Consider the following 19021-nt stretch of genomic DNA (forward strand, 5'->3'; position numbering starts at 1 on the left):
GGCAAGCTGCCCCGACACGGCTGCGCCACCTGGAAGCTGCGCCGCGCCGGGCCAGCTCGAGACACGAAAACCGGGGGCCCTTTCAGAGCCGATCGACATCAATGCCCGTGTCAGGCCACGGCGAATTGCAGTGCCGCCATTTGCAGCCAGCATGCAGGAGACGCGGAGACGCCCGCCTGCGGCGGGGCACCGGAAGAAATCCTTCGGTCGCCGCGCCGGAGTTCCGCTGAGGCCGGGCGCGCCTGCGTGCCAATGGCGCGGTGTCCCGGCGTGCGGACCGGGCTATTCAGGGCGCAATGGCCGGAGAACGGCAGGAGCGCCAATGAAGTTCATCGTCCTTTCCGACCTGCACATGACCCGTCCCGGAGAACTTCTGGCCGGGCTCGATCCCGCGCTCCGGCTGGAGATGGCGATCGACCGGATCAATGCCGCCCACGGCGATGCCGATCTGGTCGTGCTGGCGGGGGACCTGACCGACCGGGCGCGGACCCTGGCCTACGAGGAGCTGCGCCGCGCGCTCGGCAGGCTCGTGCCGTCCTGGGCGGCCACGCTCGGCAATCACGACAACCGCGACGTGTTCGGCCGCGTCTTCGGGTCCGGAAGCCTCGATGAAAACGGTTTCGCCCAGTCCGCGCACCGGGCGGGCGGAGAGACCGTGCTGCTGCTCGACAGCCTGGAGAAGGGGCCGGGATCGGGAGGCTGGGGGCTGGGGTCCGGGCGGCTCTGCGCGCTGCGGCTGGACTGGCTGCGGCGCGAGCTGGAGCGGGCCGGGGGCGCGCCGGTGCATGTCGTGCTGCACCATCCGGTGCTGCAGGTTTCGCCCGTGCCCGATCCCTACCTGCTGGAACAGCCGGAGGAATTCCTGTCGATTCTCGACGGCTATCCGGACATCCGCGGCGTGACTGCGGGCCATATCCACATGGCGACGACCACGCTGCGCCGCGGGATCCCCTATCACACGATCGCGGGAGGGCATGCCACCACGCGCGAGGAATTCGGCCCGGGGGCCGGGCGGGTGCGGCTGGAAGGGCCGGGACAGATGGCGGTGGTGATCAGCGATGAAGAGCGCACGGTGCTGCATTTCGACAATTACGTCGACCATCACCCGGTGCTGGACACCTGATCCGGGTCAGCCCGCCGCGCGCTGGCTGACCGGGGCTGGATCGACGCTGAGATCGAGCGTGGCGAGATAGTCCATCAGCGCGGGCCGCACCGACTGGTCGCCGTTGGCGCGGGCCTCCTCGACCACCTTGCGCACCTCGCGCAGGTCGGAACGGCGCAGCAGGTGCTTGACCGGACCGACCGATGCCGGGCGCATCGACAGCGAGCGCAGCCCCATCGCGGCGAAGCACAGCGCCTCCACCGGGCGGCCCGCATCCTCGCCGCAGAAGCTGACCGGGGTGCCGGTCTCGTTGCACCGGTTCACGATCTGCTGGATGAAGCCGAGGAAGCTGCCGTTGAGCGTGTCGTAGCGGCGGCGCACGCGCTCGTTCTCGCGGTCGGCGGCGAAGAAGAACTGCTTCAGGTCGTTGCCGCCGATCGAGACGAAATCCGCCATCTCGAAGAACTGCCGCGGCGCATAGGCCATCGACGGCGTCTCCAGCATGGCGCCGATCTCCACCTCTGCGGGCAGGGCGTGGCCCATCACCTTCTCGCGCTCGAGCTCTTCGAGCATCATCGCGCGGGCGGCGCGGAACTCGTCGAACTGCGCGACGAAGGGGAACATCACGGTCAGCGGGCGGCCATGGGCGGCCCGGATCAGCGCCTGAAGCTGCATGCGCATGATGCCGGGCTTGTCGAGCCCGACCCGGATCGCGCGCCAGCCGAGCGCCGGGTTCGGCTCTTCGGTGCGCTTCATGTAGGGCAGGACCTTGTCCGAGCCGATGTCGAGCGTGCGGAACACGACGCGCTTGTCGCCAGCGGCGTCCATCACGCGGGCATAGATGCTGGCCAGCTCGCCGCGGCGGGGCATCTTGTTGCGGATCAGGAACTGAAGCTCGGTGCGGAACAGGCCGACGCCCTCTGCGCCGCAGCTCGACAGCGAGGGCAGGTCCACCAGCAGGCCCGCATTCATCTGCAGCGACACCGTCTCGCCGCAGAGCGTGGTGGCGGGTTCGTTGCGGATCGAGGCATAGCGTTCCTGCGCCTTGGCCTGCATCGCGAGCTTGTCGCGGAAGGCATTGGCGATGGTTTCGTCGGGACGCAGATGCACGACGCCGTTCTCCCCGTCGACCAGGATCGGATCGCCGGTCAGCGCCTCGGTGGTGATGCCGGGGGCGTTGATCACCAGCGGGATCGCCCAGGCGCGGGCGATGATCGCCGCATGGCTGCCGACCGAGCCTTCCTCCAGCACGATGCCGCGCAGCTCGCGGCCGTAATCCAGAAGCTCGCCGGGGCCGATGTTGCGCGCGACCAGGACCGGGTTCTCCGGCCGTTCCGAGCCGGTATCGGTGCCCTGACCGGTGAGCTCGCGCAGCAGCCGGTTCGACAGGTCGTCCAGATCGGTGCCGCGGGCGCGCAGATAGGGATCGGTGGCGCGGGCCAGCCGGGCGCGGGCCGCGGACTGTTCCTTCTCCACCGCCGCCTCGGCCGACAGGCCGCGGGCAATGTCCTCTTCCATCCGCCGCAGCCAGCTCTTCGAATTGGCGAACATGCGGAAGGTCTCGATCACCTGGGTGGCTTCCTCGTCGCCGGAGGAAGCGGTGTCGAGCATCTTGTCTAGCGAGACGCGCAGGCGCGCGACGGCGGAGCGCAGGCGCTCCAGCTCGGTTTCGGGGTCGTCGCCGATCGGGTTGGTGACCACGACGCGCGGATCGTGCAGCAGCACGCGGCCCTCGGCCGCGCCTTCCTGGCCGGTGGAGCCGCGGAAGACCACGGGCCGCTGGTGCAGCGGCGACAGCGCCGCACCCTCGTCGAGGAAGGCGCCGAGCTCCGTCATCTCGGCCAGCACCATGGCGACGACCTCGATGCCGTAGAGCTCGTCCTCGGAATACTGGCGTGCCTCCTTCGACTGGACGACGAGCACGCCCAGCACCTGGCCCAGCCGCTGGATCGGCACGCCGAGGAAGGAGGTGAAGATTTCCTCTCCGGTTTCCGGCATGTAGCGGAAACCGGGCTCGGCCGGGGCGTTGGTCGAATTCATCGGCCGCCGCGTGCGGGCGACCTTGCCGACCAGGCCCTCGCCGAGCCGCATCCGTGTCTTGTGGACCGACTCCGCCTTCAGGCCGAAGCTGGCGCAGAGCTCCAGCGTCTCGGCATCCCGGAACAGGTAAATCGAACAGACATGGGTGCCCATCGACTCCGCGATGAGCTGGGTGATGCGGTCAAGCCTCTCCTGTCCCGCGCCGCCGCTTGCCAGCGCTTCGCGCAGTCGTCCGAGGAGCTTGCGGCTCTCTGTTTCCTGGGTCTGGCCCATTGGCCTCCGGTTCAGGCTGCTTCGTCCAGTCCGAAGGCATCATGCAGGGCCTGCACCGCGAGTTCCATATATTTCCGGTCGATGAGGACGGAAATCTTGATCTCGGAGGTGGAGATGACCTTGATGTTGATGTTTTCGGCTTTCAGCGCCTCGAACATCTTCGCGGCCACCCCGGCATGGGAGCGCATGCCGATGCCGACGACCGACACCTTGCAGACCTCGGTATCCTGGACCAGCTCGCCGAAATTGATCTCGCCGCGCTCCTTGGCCTCCTGCATGGCGCGCTCGGCGCGCAGCACCTGGTCGACCGGGCAGGAGAAGGTCATGTCGGTGCGCCCGTCGGCCGAGACGTTCTGCACGATCATGTCCACGTTGATCCCGCCATGGGCCAGCGGACCGAAGATGGCGGCGGCGATGCCGGGGCGGTCGGCCACCGACAGGAGTGTCATCTTGGCCTCGTCGCGGGAATAGGCGACGCCGGAGACAACTTTGCTTTCCATGATTTCCTCCTCGTCGCAGACCAGCGTCCCGCTGGTCTCGTCGGTTTCCTCGAAAGATGACAGCACGCGCAGGCGCACCTTGTAGCGCATGGCCAGCTCGACCGAACGGGTCTGCAGCACCTTGGCGCCGAGGCTCGCGAGCTCCAGCATTTCCTCGAAGGCGATCTTCTCGAGCTTGCGCGCCTTCTTGGTGATGCGCGGGTCGGTGGTGTAGATGCCGTCCACGTCCGTGTAGATGTCGCAGCGCTCGGCGGCGAAGGCTGCGGCGAAGGCGACGGCCGTGGTGTCCGAGCCGCCGCGGCCCAGCGTGGTGATCCGGCCCTCGTCCGAGATGCCCTGGAAGCCCGCGACGACGGCGACCTTCATGCCCTCGGCGAATTTCTGGTCGATATTGGCGCGGGGGATTTCCTGGATGCGGGCCGAGGAATGCGCCGAAGTGGTCTTCAGCGGCACCTGCCAGCCCTGCCAGCTGCGCGCCGGGATGTCCATTTCCTGCAGCGTCAGCGCCATCAGGCCGGCGGTGACGTTCTCGCCCGAGGAGACGACGGCATCGTATTCGCGCGCGTCGAACAGCGGCGAGGTCTGGCTGACCCAGCCGACCAGCTCGTTGGTCTTGCCCGACATGGCCGACACGATCACGATGACATCATAGCCGCGCTCCACTTCGCGGCGCACCTTCTCCGCGGCATTGCGGATGCGGTCGAGGTCGGCAACAGAGGTGCCGCCGAATTTCATCACGAGGATGGGCATGGCGTATCCTTCCGGGCGGCCCGGACGGATCCGGGCGGCGTAACACGGCGGCGGTCTTACGGCGCGGACCCGGCTTGCGCAAGTGCACTATCTTGCCGCGGCGCGGCAGATGGCGCGCGTGCCGCAGGGCCGCCACCGGCCAGCCCCGGAAGGAAGGGGAAGAGCCGCATCGCGGCGCCGAGCTCCGCCCCGGCCAGCGCGCGGCCGCCGAGCAGCGCGCGGCTGTCGTTGCGCCCGTGCACGCAGCGCAGGTAGAGCGGCCGCCCCTCGGCCAGAAGCCGCGAGGGATGGCGCCGGCCGATCATTCGGTGGCTGGTCGCATAGGGATGGGTGCGCACGTCCGGCGCGGCGAGGAGCGTCAGCCCGAGATTGGTCCAGGGCACGTTGCGCGGATGCAGCGCAGGGGAGCGGCCGGGACGCAGGTCGAGCGAGAACCCGGTCGGGAAGGACAGGTAGAGATAGCTGCCGGGCGCCATCCCGGCGGCAGCGGCCCCGGCCTCTGCGCGCAGCAGCCCGGTGAAGCCGGCCGCCAGCGCGTCGTCGTCGTCGAGCACCACCTGGCAGGCGGGCGCCGCACGCGGGAAGCTGCGCCGCATGTGCCGCTTGAAGGGCCGCGCCGCGCGGCCGGGCCGGGCGAAGATCACCGCCGCGCGTCCGTCGCCCAGCGTGTCGAGGCAGAGCTCGCGCAGCCTGAGCCGCCATGGCCGGGGCATGCCCGCGCCGCTGAGCACCACATGGCGGAAATCGCCGTCCTGCTGCGACAGCAGCGAGGGCAGGGTGATCCGCTCGAACAGGGCGAAGCGGTGCGCCAGCCGCTCGGGGTCGTAGAGCAGCGCCGGATCGGAAGCCTCGGGCGCGCGCCAGCCGGAGAGGCCGCGATAGGAAAAACGGGTCTGGTAGACGATGTCCAAGGCGATCCCCCTGCCGCTCGGGCTGAGCCTATCGCCGGAGGGGTGAAGAAAGGCCGAAGCCCGGCGCCGCGATCAGAACGGAACGGGCGATCCGTCATGGGACAGCACTTCGCCGGTGCTGGCCAGATCCAGCGCCCCGAACCGCGCGGCCAGCCCGGCAACGCAGTCGGCCAGGCCGATATCGGCATTGCTGCCGCCCATGTCGGTGCGCACCCAGCCGGGATGGTAGGCGCCGACGGCGATGCCGATGGGCTCCAGGTCGACGGCGAGGTTGCGCGCCAGGTTCGTCGCGGCGGCCTTGGAGGCGCGGTAGGCATAGGAATGGCCCGGCGCGCGCTCGCTCGAGCCCATCGCCGAGGTGATCACCGCCACGCGCGGCGCGTCCGCCATCTGCAGGTTGGGCAGCAGCGCCTGCACCGTCAGGAAGACGCCGGTGACATTGACGGCGAAGGTCTCGGCCCAGAGCGCGGCGGGGTATTCCGTCGCCAGCTTCATGCCCTTGTCGCGGTAGACCCCGGCATTGCAGACCAAGAGGTCGAGCGGCACGCTGTCGAGCCTTTCGGCCAGGCGCGGGAAGCCCGCCGGGTCGCGCAGGTCGAGCCGCAGCCAGTTGCCCTCGACCGGAAGTTCGCCGCGCGCCGTGCCGTAGACGGTTTCGCCCTCGGCCACGTAATGGTCGCGCAGCCCCTTGCCGATCCCGCGATTCGCGCCGGTGATCAGGATCGCCATGGCCTCGTCCTCAGTTGGTGCCGCGCCGGTCGCGGAAGGGCAGGGGCAGGACGGGGATGCCGTCCTGCAGCAGCGCGCGCGCCTCTTCGGCATTGGCCTCGCCATGGATCGCGCGGCTGGGCTTCTCGCCCTCGTGGATCGCGCGGGCCTCCTGCGCGAAGCTGCGTCCGACATAGTCGGAATGGGCTTCGACCTCGCTGCGCAGCTTCTCGATTGCGGCGCGCACCTCTTCCGGCATCGCCGTGCCGGCAGCCATGGTTTCTGCCGGCTGCGGCTTGGCCTCGATCTGCGTGTCCCCGGCCCGGTCCGAGGCCGTCACCCGCGGCGCCATCAGCGCCTTGGACACCGTGCGGTCGCCGCAGGACGGGCATTCCAGCTGCCGGGCCGCTGCGAGCGACTCGAAATCCGCGGCGGAGCGGAACCAGCTTTCGAAGCCATGGTCCTTCGAACATTTCAGGGCGTAACGGATCATTTCAGCACCGGACTCGACTGTACATCTTCACTACGTAGACGATCGGGGTAAAATATCAACTTCCGGGCACTTTGATCCGGTCCCCGCCGGGCAGCAGGGCGGGATCGAACCCGGCCAGGATGCAGCCCAGCCCGTCCTCCTCGACGAGCCTGGCGGCCTCCCGCGGGCTGGCCCATCGGCGCTTGCGTTCGCCCGCCTCGGGATAGCGCCGCCGCAGTTCCGTCACCTCTACCGCATAGAGCGAGACGATGCAGGGCTGCCCGTTCTTGCTGGAGCCGTAGACGCCGAGGCAGAGCGGATGCGCCTTGCCCTCCACCCCGGCCTCTTCGTAGGCCTCGATGCCGGCCGCGGCTGCCGGGGTCTTGCCGGAAATCGGCCAGCCCTTTGGGATGATCCAGCGGCCCCTGCCGCGCGTGGTGATCAGCAGGATCTGCACCCGGCCCTTGCTGCGGCGGTAGCACAGCGCGCCGAATTGCGACCGGGCCTCGCGCATCCGGGACGTGTCCAGCGATGGGGATGCCTGCCCGATCCGGAGAAATGTCATTGTGGCCTGCCCGACAGCTCGATGAGTCGTTGTTCTTTTCTAGATGTAGTATGACCGCGTTCCGCAGCCTGTCCATGAGGTATCTGCCTGCCTGTTCACGCGGGCTTGAATTGACTGCCGGCCGGTCTAGGTTCCCGATCGAGACATCGGAGACGCATCATGCCACGCATCTTTGCTGCAATCGCGGCCGCCCTGGCCATGCCGGGCACGGCCCTGGCCTTCAGCTTCGCCAATATCGACGGCGGCGAGCTGGACACCGGCGCCTGGGCGGGCCGCCCGATGCTGGTGGTGAACACCGCTTCGCGCTGCGGCTACACCCCGCAATACGAGGGGCTGCAGGATCTGCACGAACGCTACGGAGAGGACGGGCTGGTGGTCCTGGCTGTGCCTTCCGACGATTTCCGGCAGGAGCTGGACAGTGCCTCCGAGGTCAAGGAATTCTGCGCGGTCGTCTTCGGGCTCACGCTGCCGATGGCCGACATCACCCATGTGAAGGGCGACGCGGCCCATCCCTTCTACCGCTGGGTGGAGGATCAGACCGGCTTCGTGCCGCAATGGAACTTCAACAAGGTCCTGGTCGGGCGCGACGGGCGGGTCATCGCCACCTGGGGCTCGCGCACCGAGCCGCTCTCGCCCGAGATCACGGGGCCGATCGAGGCGGAGCTGGCGAAGGACGGGTGACCGCGCGGCCCATTTTCATCGGATCGGAAATCTACCGCCATTCCTCCTACGGGGCATGGCATCCGCTGCGCGTGCCGCGGGTTTCGACCCTGATGGACATGGTGCGCGCGCTCGGCTGGCTTGCCCCCGGCCAGTACCGGCTGAGCCCGCGCGCGACGCCCGCCGGCCTGTCGCTGTGGCATGATCCCGACTACGTGTCGGCGCTGATGCGCGCCGAGGCCGAGCAGGCGGTGAGCCCGGAGGTGCAGGCGCGCTTCCGCCTCGGCACCTCGAACAATCCGGTCTTCCCCGAGATGTTCCGCCGTCCCGCCACGGGCTGCGGCGCCGCGATGCTGTCGGCCTCGCTGCTGCGCGACGGCGGGGTAGTGCATGCGCCGGGCTGCGGCACCCATCACGGCATGCCCGGCCGTGCCAACGGCTTCTGCTTTCTCAACGACCTGTGCATCGCGATCCTGTCGCTGCGGGCCCAAGGCGTCCGCCGCATCGCCTATGTCGACATCGACGCGCATCACCCGGACGGTGTGGAGCACGGCTTCGGCCGGGATCCGGACGTGCTGATGATTTCGGTGCACGAGGCCAACCGCTGGCCGCGCACCGGGCGGCTGGAGGATCGCGGCGCGGGCAACGTCTTCAACCTGCCGGTGCCGTCGGGGCTGAATGACGACGAATTCGCGCTGATCCGCGATGCGCTGGTCGTGCCCTTGCTCGATGCGTTCCGGCCCGAGGCGGTGATCGTGCAATGCGGCGCCGATGCGGTGGAGGAGGATCCGCTGTCGCGGCTGAGGCTGTCGAACAACGCCCATGTGGCGATGCTGCGCGCGGTCCGGCCGCTGTCGCCGCGGCTGATGGTAACCGGGGGCGGGGGCTACAATCCGTGGTCGGTCGGGCGGCTCTGGACCCGACTCTGGGCGGAGCTGAACGGGCTCGATCTGCCCCGCCGCCTGCCGGACGAGGCGCAGGCAGTGCTTCGGGAACTGCGCTGGTGGCGCAACGGGCAGGAGCGGGCGCCGCAGCCGCACTGGCTCGACACGCTGGCCGATCCGCCGCGCGGCGGTGCGGTGCGGCCGGAAATCCGCGCCATGGCAGAGGCTCTCTGGCAGGACCGGAGCCGTCTGAGCGCCTGACCCCTGCCGGAAAAGGCCGGATCTCCTCAGAAATTGCACAAAATGCGGGCAATCGCGCGGATTGCGTGTCTTGAATTGCGAATAAGTTGCAATTGCGTTGACGGATTTGCGAACCGTTCTCATATTCCGGGAAACAACCGCGACTCCCGGAAGGAATCCGCCATGCCACTGTCCCGCCGGCAGCTCCTTGCCGGAACGGCCGCCTTCGCCGCCTTCGCCTCGCCGCTGCGCGCGGCCGGACCGCTTGCCGTGGTCGCGACCACCGGCATGATCGCCGACACCGCCCGGCGGCTCGGCGGCGATGCGCTGGAAGTGCGCGCGCTGATGGGGCCGGGGGTCGATCCGCACAGCTACCGCCAGACCCGCAGCGACATCGTCGCCATGACCCGCGCAGGCCTGGTGCTGGCCAGCGGCCTCTATCTCGAGGCGCAGATGGAGGAGTTTCTCGAGGACCTTTCGCGCCGCGTGCCGGTGGCGCAGGTGGCCGAGGTGCTGCCCCGCGAAGTGCTGATGCCCTATGGCGACCATGCCGACCGTTTCGATCCGCATGTCTGGATGGATCCCGGTCTCTGGGCCGGGGTGGCCGAGGGCATGGCGGCCACGCTCTCCGCCGCCCGTCCGGAGGCCGCCGAGACCGTCGCCGGCAATTCCGAGGCGCTGACCGCCGATCTCGACCGTCTCTCCGCCTATGCGGGCCAGGTGCTGGGGTCGGTCCCGGATGAATCGCGCGTGCTCGTCACCGCGCATGACGCCTTCGGCTATCTCGGCCGCGCCTTCGGCATGGAGGTCGTCGGCATCCAGGGCATCTCCACCGAGTCCGAGGCCGGGCTGAACCGGATCTCGGAACTGGTGGATCTGCTGGTGGAGCGCCGCATCCGCGCGGTCTTCGTCGAATCCTCGGTCTCCGACCGCAACATGCGCGCGCTGATCGAGGGCGCCGCCGCGAAAGGCCACGAGGTCGCCGTCGGCGGCGAGCTGTTCTCCGACGCGATGGGCGTGCCCGGCACCTACGAAGGCACCTATCCGGGCATGATCGACCACAACGTGACCGTCATTGCCCGCGCGCTCGGCGGCACCGCGCCCGAGCGCGGCATGGACGGCCGGCTCGGGGGGGCAAGCTGATGATCGCCAGGCTCCGCCTTGCCGCCCGCAAGGGGCTGCGCACCGGCCCTGCGCCGGTCGCCGATCATCCGATGGAGGTCCGCGGCCTGACCGTCAGCTACGGCGGGAAACCGGCGGTCTTCTCGGTCGATGCGTCCTTCCATGCAGGCTCGATGACCGCGATCATCGGGCCGAACGGGGCGGGGAAGTCGACTTTCCTCAAGGCCGCGCTCGGAATCGTGCCGCGCGTCTCGGGCCAGGTCACCGCCTTCGGCCGTCCGCTCGGCACGGCCCGTGCCCGCATCGCCTACGTGCCGCAGCGCGCCTCGGTGGACTGGGATTTCCCGGCCCGCGTGATCGACGTCGTGCTGATGGGGCTCTACCGCAAGCTCGGCCTGCTGCGCCCCGTCACCCGCGCCGACCGCGGCTTCGCCATGGACTGCCTCGCCCGCGTCGGCATGGAGGGCTTTGCCGGGCGCCAGATCGGGCAGCTTTCCGGCGGCCAGGCGCAGCGGGTCTTCCTCGCGCGCGCGCTGGCGCAGAGGGCGGACCTCTACCTGCTCGACGAGCCCTTCGCCGGGGTCGATGCCGCGACCGAGCGGGCGATCATCGAGGTGCTGAAGGGTCTCAGGGCAGAAGGCCGCACCGTCGTCGCCGTGCATCACGACCTGGCCACGGTGGCGGACTATTTCGACCGGGTGCTGCTCCTGAACGTGCGGCGCATCGCCGAGGGCACGCTGGCCGAGGCCTTCACGCCGGAGGCCCTGCAGGCCGCCTATGGCGGGCGCCTGGCGACGTCCCATCTCGACCGGCTGGCCACGGTCTGAGATGCTGGATCTCGGCTACAACACCATGCTGGTCGCGACCGGCGCGACCCTGCTGGGCATCTCTGCGGGGGTCACCGGCACGTTCCTCTATCTCAGGAAGCGCGCGCTGGTCTCGGATGCGATCAGCCATGCGACCCTGCCGGGGATCGGCCTTGCCTTCATCCTGATGGTCGCGTTCGGCGGCGACGGCCGCAACCTGGCCGGGCTGCTGGCGGGCTCGGCGCTGTCCGCGTGGCTCGGGCTGCTCGCCGTGCAGTGGCTGTCGCGGCGCACGCGGCTGGCCGAGGATGCCGCGATAGGCGCGGTCCTGTCGGTGTTCTTCGGCTTCGGCGTGGTGCTGCTGACCGTAATCCAGACGATGGAGGCCGGGCGGCAGGCCGGGCTCGACAGCCTCTTGCTCGGTTCAACCGCTGGCATGCTGCGCGGCGATGCGCTGCTGATCGCGGCGGGCGGCGCGCTGACGCTGGCGCTGGTCGCGATCCTGCGCCGCCCGATGGAGATGGTGGCCTTCGACGAGGCCCATGCCGCCGCGATGGGGCTGAACGTGCCGCGGGTCGACCTTGCCACGATGGCGCTGGTCCTTGCGGTGACCGTGGTGGGGCTGAAGATCGTCGGGCTGATCCTGATCGTCGCGCTGCTGATCATTCCCCCTGTCGCGGCGCGGTTCTGGTCGGACCGCACCGGTCGCGTGGCGCTGCTCGCCGGCGCCTTCGGCGGGCTGGCGGGCATGGCGGGGGCCCTGGTCTCTGCCTCGGCGCCCGCGCTGCCGACCGGGCCGGTCATCGTGCTGACCGCCTTCGCGCTCTTCGCGGTCTCGCTGTTCTTCGCGCCTGCCCGCGGCGTGGCCGCGAAGCTGATCGAGCGCCGCCGCTTCCGCGAGCGCGTGCATCTGCGCCAGGGGTTGCTGGCGCTGGCGCAGGGCCAGCCGATCTACGAGGCCTATACCCTGCGCCTCCTCGTCCGCGACGGGCTGGCGCGGCCCGACGGGGTGGCGACGCAGGACGGCGCGGGGCGCGCGGCAAAGGCGCTGCGCGACGAGCGCCGCTGGGCCGAAGCGCGCGCCATGCCGGCGCATGAGGCGGTGTCGCAGCGCTATGACGGGCTGACGGAAATCGAGACCATGCTGACGCCGGACCAGATCGCCGATCTGGACGGACGGATCGGCGGACCGAGGGGAGTGGCCTGATGGGCGCGGAATTCGTCATGCTGAGCCTCGCGCCGATCGTCATCGGCAGCCTTGCCGCGATCGCCTGCGCGCTGCCGGGCAATTTCCTGCTGCTCAGGCGCCAGGCGCTGATCGGCGATGCGATCAGCCATGTGGTGCTGCCCGGGATCGTGCTGGCCTTCCTGGTCACCGGGCAGGTCGCGACGCTGCCGATGATGGCGGGCGCGGGTGTAGCGGCGCTGGCGGCGGTGGCGATGATCGAGGCGGTGCGGCGCCTCGGCCGGATCGAGCCCGGCGCCGCAATGGGTGTCACTTTCACGACAATGTTCGCCCTGGGCGTGCTGGTGCTGGAGCGCACCGACACCTCCAAGGTCCATCTCGACGTCGAGCACGCGCTGATGGGCAACCTGGAATCTCTGATCTGGCTCGACGGCATGGGCTGGCACTCGCTACTCGACCCGGCCGCGCTGGCCGGGCTGCCGCCGGAACTGGGGCGCCTGGCGATCGCCACGGCGGTGATCGCGACGCTGATCTGGCTGTTCTGGCGGCCGCTGAAGCTTGCCACGTTCGACGAGGGCTTTGCCGCCGAAGTCGGCGTGCCGGTGCGCGCGGTCGGGCTGGGGCTGGTGGTGCTCTCGGCGCTGGCGGCGGTCGCCGCTTTCGACGCGGTGGGGTCGATCATCGTGATCGCGATGTTCATCTGCCCGCCGGGCACGGCGCGGCTGATGACCGACCGGCTTGAGATGCAGGTCGCCTGGTCGGTCTTCTTCGCGGTGCTGTCCGCCGTTCTGGGCTATGTACTGGCGGGCTACGGCCCGATCTGGCTGGGCGGGACGGATGCCGTCAGCGCGGCCGGCATGATCGCGACGGTCTCAGGCATGCTGCTTGCCGCTGCCGCGCTCTTCGGTCCCGCCCGCAGGCGCAGCGGTGCCGGCGCCGGGGCCGCCTGAGCCGGGCAGGTCCGCGAGCAGCGCCGGGATGTGCCGGGCGAAGCGGAAGAACCCATGCGCAGCCAGGGGCCAGCAGCGGCTGTCCCAGCTCCGCCGCAGCTGCACCAGCCGGATGCCGCGCGCCGCCAGCCTTGGGTGCGCCGCGGCGAGCAGCCCGGCCATCGGGCCGACGGGAACCCAGGCCGTGGCGATCTGCCGGAGGCCCTGGTCCTCTGCCCAGCCGGCCAGCGCCTCCGCCGCGTCCAGCCGGGTGACCCCGGCACAGCGCGGCGCGAGGCGTGCGATGGCATCCTCTGCCAGTGCCGCGGTGAACGCCGTCACCTGCGGCGCCACGCAGAGCGGGCTGCGGTCCTGCGGCGCGGTCAGGACGGCCAGCGGCACGGGCGCCGCGGGCAGATCGGCCGCGGGCGACAGGTCCTCTTCGGTCAGCAGCCAGCCCGCCGGCAGGTCCGGATCCAGCCGGCCGGGCTCCGGCAGCGCGCGCGGGGCGGGGATCGGCCCTTCGCGCAGCGGTTCCGGGGTCTCGTTCAGGCCGGAGGGCCGGAACCGCCCCTCGGTATAGCGCGCGATGTTCTCCGCCGTGGCGGCATAGGCGCGGCCGTTCGGCTGCAGCCCCGCCACCCAGCGCCAGCCCAGCGTGTTCGAGGCGGGATCGCCGTCGAGCAGGTGGCGCAGGAAGAAATCCGCGCCGAGCTGCCAGGGCAGGCCGAGGGTGAAGATCCAGATCGACGCGAACCACATGCGGGCGTGGTTGTGCAGGTAGCCGGTGGCGGCGAGTTCCCGCGCCCAGTGGTCGAAGCAGCCGATCCCGGTCCGCCCGGCGCAGGCGTCATCCCAGCGCATCCGCAGCCCGGCTTCGGCACCGACCCGGTCCAGCCCCCGCGCGACGCCCGCGCGGCAGTCCGTCCAGACGCCCGGGCGCAGCTCAAGCCAGCCCTTCGACCAGCTCCGCCACATCACCTCCTGCACGAACTTGCCCGCCGCTTCGGCACCGTGCATCCGTATCGCTGCCGAAATCACCTCTGCCTCGCTCAGGACGCGATGCCGCAGGCAGGGCGAGAGCCGCGACACGTTGGCATGGCCCGCATCGCCGCGGTCGAAATTGCGGCTGCGCGCATAGGCGATCCCGGCGCGGGGCAGGAACGCGTCGAGGCGGGCGAGGGCGGCGTGGCGGCCGGTCGGAAAGTCGGATGTCATTGGCACGGCTCCTGCTGGAGCCAACTGGAGCGGCAGCTGTCCGGGTCAAGCCGGGGCGCTGCGGTTCAGTCCTCGCCGGACGGGGCGGGCAGCACCGGCGTGTCGAAGGTTCTCAGCGCATCGCGCCACAGATCCTCAAGGTAGACACGCAGTTGCGCGAAGCCCTCGGGGCGCAGCCGGTAGACCCGGCGGGCGCCCACCGGCACCACGTCGAGAAGTCCCGCACAGCTCAGCACGCGCAGGTGCTGGGACACGGCGGGGCGGCTGATGCGGAAGCCCTGGGCCAGCTGGCCGACAGATCTGGGGCCATGGCGGAGCTTCTCGACGATGGCGCGCCGGGTTGGATCGGCAAGGGCTTGCAAAGCGGCTGCGTAAGTCATAGCTTACGGTAAGTGGGGACTTACGAAAGTGTCAAGCAGTACCGCCGAAAGCCGCAGGTTTGGTTTGCAGACTTGCCCTTGCAGGCCCCGCGGGACACCCCTAAGACTCACTGGACCGGCGCTCGTGCCACCAAGAGAAGCAGGCGATTGAGATGAAAGACCCTATCGACGTTTACATGAACACCCTCGTCCCCATGGTGGTGGAGCAGACCTCGCGCGGGGAACGGGCCTACGACATTTTCTCCCGCCTTCTGAAGGAACGGATCATCTTCCTGTCGGGGCCGGTGCATGACGGCATGAGCTCGCTCATCGTTGCGCAGCTGCTGCATCTGGAGGCAGAAAACCCGAACAAGGAAATCTCGATGTACATCAACAGCCCGGGCGGCGTGGTGACGTCGGGCCTGTCGATCTACGACACGATGCAGTACATCAAGCCGAAGGTCTCCACGCTGGTCGTGGGGCAGGCGGCCTCTATGGGGTCGCTGCTGCTGCAGGCGGGCGAGGCGGGCATGCGCTTCTCGCTGCCGAACTCGCGCATCATGGTGCACCAGCCCTCGGGCGGGTTCCAGGGCCAGGCGACGGATATCTCCATCCACGCCAAGGAGATCCTGGAGCTCAAGGAGCGCCTGAACAACATCTACGTCAAGCACACGGGCCAGGACTACGCCACCGTCGAGGCGGCGCTGGAACGCGACAACTTCATGACTGCCGAAGCCGCCAAGGCCTGGGGCCTGGTCGACGAGATCGTCACCAGCCGCGCCACGCCCGAAGCGCCCAAGGCGTAAACCATCAATTTGCAGGAATTCCGGCAGTGGCGATTTATCCGTTGTGCGTGAATTCCTGCTGTCCTAAGCTGACCGGAGGCCGGCCGAGGTCTCCGTTCCGAGGGCTCCGGCCCGCCCGATAGGAGGTGACGACATGGCGAACAATTCTGGCGGGGACAGCAAGAACACGCTGTACTGCAGCTTCTGCGGCAAGAGCCAGCACGAGGTTCGCAAGCTGATCGCCGGCCCGACGGTGTTCATCTGCGACGAGTGCGTCGAGCTCTGCATGGACATCATCCGCGAAGAAACCAAATCCGCCGGCCTGAAATCCTCCGATGGCGTCCCGACTCCGCGGGAAATCTGCGATGTCCTGGACGACTACGTGATCGGACAGTTCCACGCCAAGCGCGTGCTGTCGGTGGCCGTGCACAACCACTACAAGCGCCTGAACCACTCGGCCAAATCCTCGGACATCGAACTGGCGAAGTCGAACATCCTGCTGATCGGCCCGACCGGCTGCGGCAAGACCCTGCTGGCCCAGACGCTGGCGCGGATCCTCGACGTGCCCTTCACCATGGCCGACGCGACGACGCTGACCGAAGCGGGCTATGTGGGCGAGGATGTCGAGAACATCATCCTCAAGCTGCTGCAGGCATCGGAATACAATGTCGAGCGCGCGCAGCGCGGCATCGTCTATATCGACGAAGTCGACAAGATCACCCGCAAGTCGGACAACCCGTCCATCACCCGCGACGTGTCGGGCGAGGGCGTGCAGCAGGCCCTGCTGAAGATCATGGAAGGCACCGTTGCCTCCGTGCCGCCGCAGGGCGGGCGCAAGCATCCGCAGCAGGAATTCCTGCAGGTCGACACGACCAACATCCTGTTCATCTGCGGCGGCGCCTTCGCCGGTCTCGACAAGATCATCGCGCAGCGCGGCAAGGGTTCGGCCATTGGCTTCGGTGCCGACGTCAAGTCCGACGAGAACAAGGGCGTGGGCGAGACGTTCAAGGAACTGGAGCCCGAGGATCTGCTGAAATTCGGCCTGATCCCGGAATTCGTCGGCCGCCTGCCGGTGATCGCAACCCTGACCGATCTCGACGAGGAAGCCCTGGTCACCATCCTGACCGAGCCGAAGAACGCCCTGGTCAAGCAGTACCAGCGCCTGTTCGAGATCGAGGATACCAAGCTGACCTTCACCGAGGACGCGCTGAAGGCGGTCGCCCGCCGCGCCATCGAGCGCAAGACCGGCGCCCGCGGCCTGCGCTCCATCATGGAGGACATCCTGCTCGACACCATGTTCGACCTGCCGGGCCTGAACGATGTCGAGGAAGTGGTGGTCAACGAGGAAGCCGTCGGCAACGAGGCCGCGCCGCTGCTGATCTATGCCGAGCGCAAGGACGAGCCCGCCAGCGCCAGCTGAGCCGGACGATCCCGCGACATCTTGGAATGCGGCGCCTCCGGGCGCCGTTTTTCGTTTGCGGGCGCGGGCAAAGCGCTTATGGGCTTCGGCCGTGCGGGCAGGGGTGCGGCAGGGCGCCGGGCCGCCGCGACCCGCGAGGAGTGTCCAGACGTGAAACGCATCTTCTCCGGCTCCCCCTTCGAGCCGAAAATCGCCTATTGCCGGGCCGTGGTTGCCGGCGGCTTCGCCTTTGTCAGCGGCACGACCGGGATCGACCCGCAGGGCCCGGCCGAGCAGTCCGCCGCAGACCAGTGCCGCCTGGCCCTGAGCCGCGTTGCCGCGGCGCTGGAAGAGGCCGGCACCGGACTCGGCAAGGCCGTGCGCGTGACCTACTACATGGCCGATTTCGCCGACTTCGAATCCTGCTGGCCGGTGCTGCAGGAGCATTTCGCCGAGACGCCGCCCGCCGCGACGGTGATCGAGGCGAAGCTGATCGATCCGGCTATGAAGATCGAGATCGAGGTCACGGCGGCGCTCTGAGCGCCAATCGTGGTTAACGCATCGGCCATCTTTTCCGGGCAGGGTGTCGGCACCGCTGTCCGGAAAGGGAAGTCCCATGGTCTGCCAACCAGTTTGCGCCCTCCTGCTTTTCGCTGCCGCCCTGGCCGTGCGGCCTGCCGGTGCAGCGGAGCCGCTGCCTGCGCATGTCGACCCCGATGCCGCGTATTTTCCGGTCGCCGAGATTGCCGCGGGGCTGGAAGGCCAGTGTCTCAAGCTTGCCGAAGAGGCCGGCCATGGCGGCCGGAGCTTCGCGGGGACCGGCTTCATCCAGCACGACCTGCAGGGCCGCATCTACCGGGCGATGCCTGCCGCCGACCCGGGCTCCGATGACGGAACGGTCTACTGCCATGCCGATCTGGGAATCGGCCGGGTTTTCGTCACCGCCAGCGCGGAGCTGCCGCGCGACCGGATCGCGGGCTACCAGCGCTTGCCGCAATTCCGTGGCCGAACCGTGCTCGCGCATGACAGCCGCTGGGTGCCGGTGGCGGAACTGGCCTGCGTGACGGTCCTGTACCAGCGCTTCGGGCGCCCGCGCTTTCCCTACATCCAGAAGACCGAGGCCTTCGAGCCGGGCATTCTCCACGTGATGGCGTCCGTACCGGGCAAGGGCGGCCCGCAGCCGATCAAGTACTGCGCCTTTGACACGCGCACCAACGCGGCCGCGTGGATCGAGGACCCGGACCCGGAGCTGCGCCGCAATGCCGAGGCAACCTACCGCTACCTTCGCCCGTCGCTAAAGGCGAAGGGGCCGGTGATTTCGGGGCTGCCGGGCGTGCAGGAAGAGGACTGGCGCAGGGCTTTCGAGAAGGCCGAGTTCCGGTTCTGAGCGCCATCGCCGATCAAACTTGAGCCGCGCGCAAGCGTTTCCGGCATGAGACGGGGGCAGTGCGTGCATTCCGGAGCTTCCGGTCGCCGGCTCCGACGCCCACGCGACCGTTGTCCCGATGGCATCCGGTCACTTGGCGAACTTGCTACTGGGCTCCCAATCTTGGTGTCCCCCGAATATGATCCGATCAAGCATTTCGATCCGGGCGCTGTTGCAGCCGCGCGCTCGTCCATGCCCGCCCCTTGATGCCGGCGCAACGTCGAGTCCGCCGTCCGCCCGTGTCGCGGGCCTCAGGGGTTCCGTGGGGACGTGGTTCCGGCGATGCCACGGGTCTGATCTCTGCCGCCCCTCGGCAGGAGCCTTGCATGGGTTCGGCATTCCGGTTGGTCGCGGCCATGCAGCGAGGGGCAAGTGACCTTGCCCCCGGATCCCGGACCGGGAGTTAAAGTACTCCCAGAGAGAGGGACCCGCTATGAGCAGACAACCCGGTCGTCACTTCACCGCCGAGTTCAAGGAGCAGGCCGTTGCGCGCCTGTCGGAGCCCGGCGCCACCCAGACCAGCGTCGCGCGGGAACTTGGCGTGACGCCGTCGCAGCTGAAAGGCTGGCGGCTTGAACTGGCGGCTGGAGGGGCGGCCGAGGCGATCCGCAAGCAGCAGGCCGAGGCCGCCGAACTGGCCGAACTTCGGCGCGAGAACCGTCGCCTCAAGGAAGAGGTGGAGGTCA

General features: G+C 69.1%; 20 protein-coding genes. 12 read left to right on the forward strand and 8 right to left on the reverse strand.

All coding sequences use genetic code 11. The features are described 5' to 3' along the window. The first annotated feature begins 322 nt into the window (after nucleotides 1-322). On the forward strand, nucleotides 323-1123 hold the full coding sequence (locus tag HCC78_RS28145) for a metallophosphoesterase (RefSeq protein ID WP_172332081.1): 801 nt from the start codon (nucleotides 323-325) through the stop codon (nucleotides 1121-1123). 6 nt (nucleotides 1124-1129) lie between these two features. Here the strand turns inward: HCC78_RS28145 and ptsP are convergent, their stop codons facing one another. From ptsP to HCC78_RS28175, 6 genes are all read right to left on the reverse strand, one after another. Further along, the gene (ptsP, locus tag HCC78_RS28150; RefSeq protein ID WP_172332082.1) at nucleotides 1130-3415 is read right to left on the reverse strand and encodes a phosphoenolpyruvate--protein phosphotransferase; all 2286 of its coding nucleotides are present in this window, start codon (nucleotides 3413-3415) and stop codon (nucleotides 1130-1132) included. 11 nt (nucleotides 3416-3426) lie between these two features. Further along, a complete protein-coding gene (locus HCC78_RS28155) occupies nucleotides 3427-4665 on the reverse strand; it encodes an aspartate kinase (protein WP_172332083.1) in 1239 nt (412 codons plus the stop codon). A gap of 56 nt (nucleotides 4666-4721) precedes the next feature. Then, nucleotides 4722-5576, reverse strand: coding sequence for a glycosyltransferase (locus tag HCC78_RS28160; RefSeq protein WP_172332084.1), 855 nt, complete (start codon nucleotides 5574-5576; stop codon nucleotides 4722-4724). A 72-nt stretch (nucleotides 5577-5648) separates the two neighbouring features. Further along, complete coding sequence (locus tag HCC78_RS28165) at nucleotides 5649-6305, reverse strand: SDR family NAD(P)-dependent oxidoreductase (RefSeq protein WP_172332085.1); 657 nt, start codon at nucleotides 6303-6305, stop codon at nucleotides 5649-5651. Nucleotides 6306-6315: 10 nt separating this feature from the next. Then, a complete protein-coding gene (locus HCC78_RS28170; RefSeq protein ID WP_172332086.1) occupies nucleotides 6316-6777 on the reverse strand; it encodes a DUF1178 family protein in 462 nt (153 codons plus the stop codon). A 55-nt stretch (nucleotides 6778-6832) separates the two neighbouring features. After that, nucleotides 6833-7321 (reverse strand): NUDIX hydrolase, encoded by a 489-nt coding sequence (locus tag HCC78_RS28175; RefSeq protein ID WP_172332087.1) that lies wholly within the window; start codon nucleotides 7319-7321, stop codon nucleotides 6833-6835. Between the two features lie 159 nt (nucleotides 7322-7480). Here HCC78_RS28175 and HCC78_RS28180 point away from each other — a divergent pair, with 159 nt between their 5' ends. The 6 genes from HCC78_RS28180 (at nucleotide 7481) to HCC78_RS28205 (ending at nucleotide 13169) form a co-directional block, all read left to right on the forward strand. Continuing rightward, nucleotides 7481-8002, forward strand: a complete 522-nt coding sequence (locus tag HCC78_RS28180; RefSeq protein WP_172332088.1) for a glutathione peroxidase — start codon at nucleotides 7481-7483, stop codon at nucleotides 8000-8002. Next, a complete protein-coding gene (locus tag HCC78_RS28185; protein WP_172332080.1) occupies nucleotides 7999-9126 on the forward strand; it encodes an acetoin utilization protein AcuC in 1128 nt (375 codons plus the stop codon). The genes HCC78_RS28180 and HCC78_RS28185 overlap by 4 nt, the downstream gene beginning before the upstream one ends. 162 nt (nucleotides 9127-9288) lie before the next feature. Further along, the gene (locus HCC78_RS28190) at nucleotides 9289-10248 is read left to right on the forward strand and encodes a metal ABC transporter solute-binding protein, Zn/Mn family (RefSeq protein WP_172332089.1); all 960 of its coding nucleotides are present in this window, start codon (nucleotides 9289-9291) and stop codon (nucleotides 10246-10248) included. Beyond that, complete coding sequence (locus tag HCC78_RS28195; protein ID WP_172332090.1) at nucleotides 10248-11054, forward strand: metal ABC transporter ATP-binding protein; 807 nt, start codon at nucleotides 10248-10250, stop codon at nucleotides 11052-11054. Before HCC78_RS28190 ends, HCC78_RS28195 begins: the two co-directional genes overlap by 1 nt. 1 nt (nucleotide 11055) lies before the next feature. Next, on the forward strand, nucleotides 11056-12240 hold the full coding sequence (locus HCC78_RS28200) for a metal ABC transporter permease (protein WP_172332091.1): 1185 nt from the start codon (nucleotides 11056-11058) through the stop codon (nucleotides 12238-12240). Then, nucleotides 12240-13169 carry a metal ABC transporter permease gene (locus HCC78_RS28205; RefSeq protein ID WP_172332092.1) on the forward strand — a complete coding sequence of 310 codons (930 nt, stop codon included), beginning with the start codon at nucleotides 12240-12242 and terminating at the stop codon, nucleotides 13167-13169. Before HCC78_RS28200 ends, HCC78_RS28205 begins: the two co-directional genes overlap by 1 nt. Here HCC78_RS28205 and HCC78_RS28210 read toward each other — a convergent pair. Both HCC78_RS28210 and HCC78_RS28215 read right to left on the reverse strand, forming a co-directional pair. Continuing rightward, a complete protein-coding gene (locus HCC78_RS28210) occupies nucleotides 13092-14366 on the reverse strand; it encodes an FAD-binding domain-containing protein (RefSeq protein WP_172332093.1) in 1275 nt (424 codons plus the stop codon). The two genes, HCC78_RS28205 and HCC78_RS28210, sit on opposite strands and share 78 nt — an antisense overlap. Nucleotides 14367-14431: 65 nt before the next feature. Further along, a complete protein-coding gene (locus HCC78_RS28215; RefSeq protein ID WP_371743949.1) occupies nucleotides 14432-14728 on the reverse strand; it encodes an ArsR/SmtB family transcription factor in 297 nt (98 codons plus the stop codon). Nucleotides 14729-14898: 170 nt separating this feature from the next. Here HCC78_RS28215 and HCC78_RS28220 point away from each other — a divergent pair, with 170 nt between their 5' ends. From HCC78_RS28220 to HCC78_RS28240, 5 genes are all read left to right on the forward strand, one after another. Continuing rightward, the gene (locus HCC78_RS28220) at nucleotides 14899-15531 is read left to right on the forward strand and encodes an ATP-dependent Clp protease proteolytic subunit (protein WP_172332095.1); all 633 of its coding nucleotides are present in this window, start codon (nucleotides 14899-14901) and stop codon (nucleotides 15529-15531) included. A gap of 133 nt (nucleotides 15532-15664) precedes the next feature. Beyond that, entirely contained in the window at nucleotides 15665-16930 is a 1266-nt protein-coding gene (gene clpX, locus HCC78_RS28225) for an ATP-dependent Clp protease ATP-binding subunit ClpX (protein WP_172332096.1), read from the forward strand. A 150-nt stretch (nucleotides 16931-17080) separates the two neighbouring features. After that, nucleotides 17081-17449, forward strand: coding sequence for a RidA family protein (locus tag HCC78_RS28230; RefSeq protein ID WP_371743950.1), 369 nt, complete (start codon nucleotides 17081-17083; stop codon nucleotides 17447-17449). A 76-nt stretch (nucleotides 17450-17525) separates the two neighbouring features. Further along, nucleotides 17526-18296, forward strand: coding sequence for a hypothetical protein (locus tag HCC78_RS28235; protein WP_172332098.1), 771 nt, complete (start codon nucleotides 17526-17528; stop codon nucleotides 18294-18296). Between the two features lie 472 nt (nucleotides 18297-18768). Next, on the forward strand, nucleotides 18769-19021 hold a 253-nt coding region (locus tag HCC78_RS28240), incomplete at its 3' end, for a transposase (protein ID WP_172331753.1).

The organism is Mangrovicoccus sp. HB161399 (genome assembly GCF_013184745.1).
Lineage (GTDB): Bacteria > Pseudomonadota > Alphaproteobacteria > Rhodobacterales > Rhodobacteraceae > Mangrovicoccus.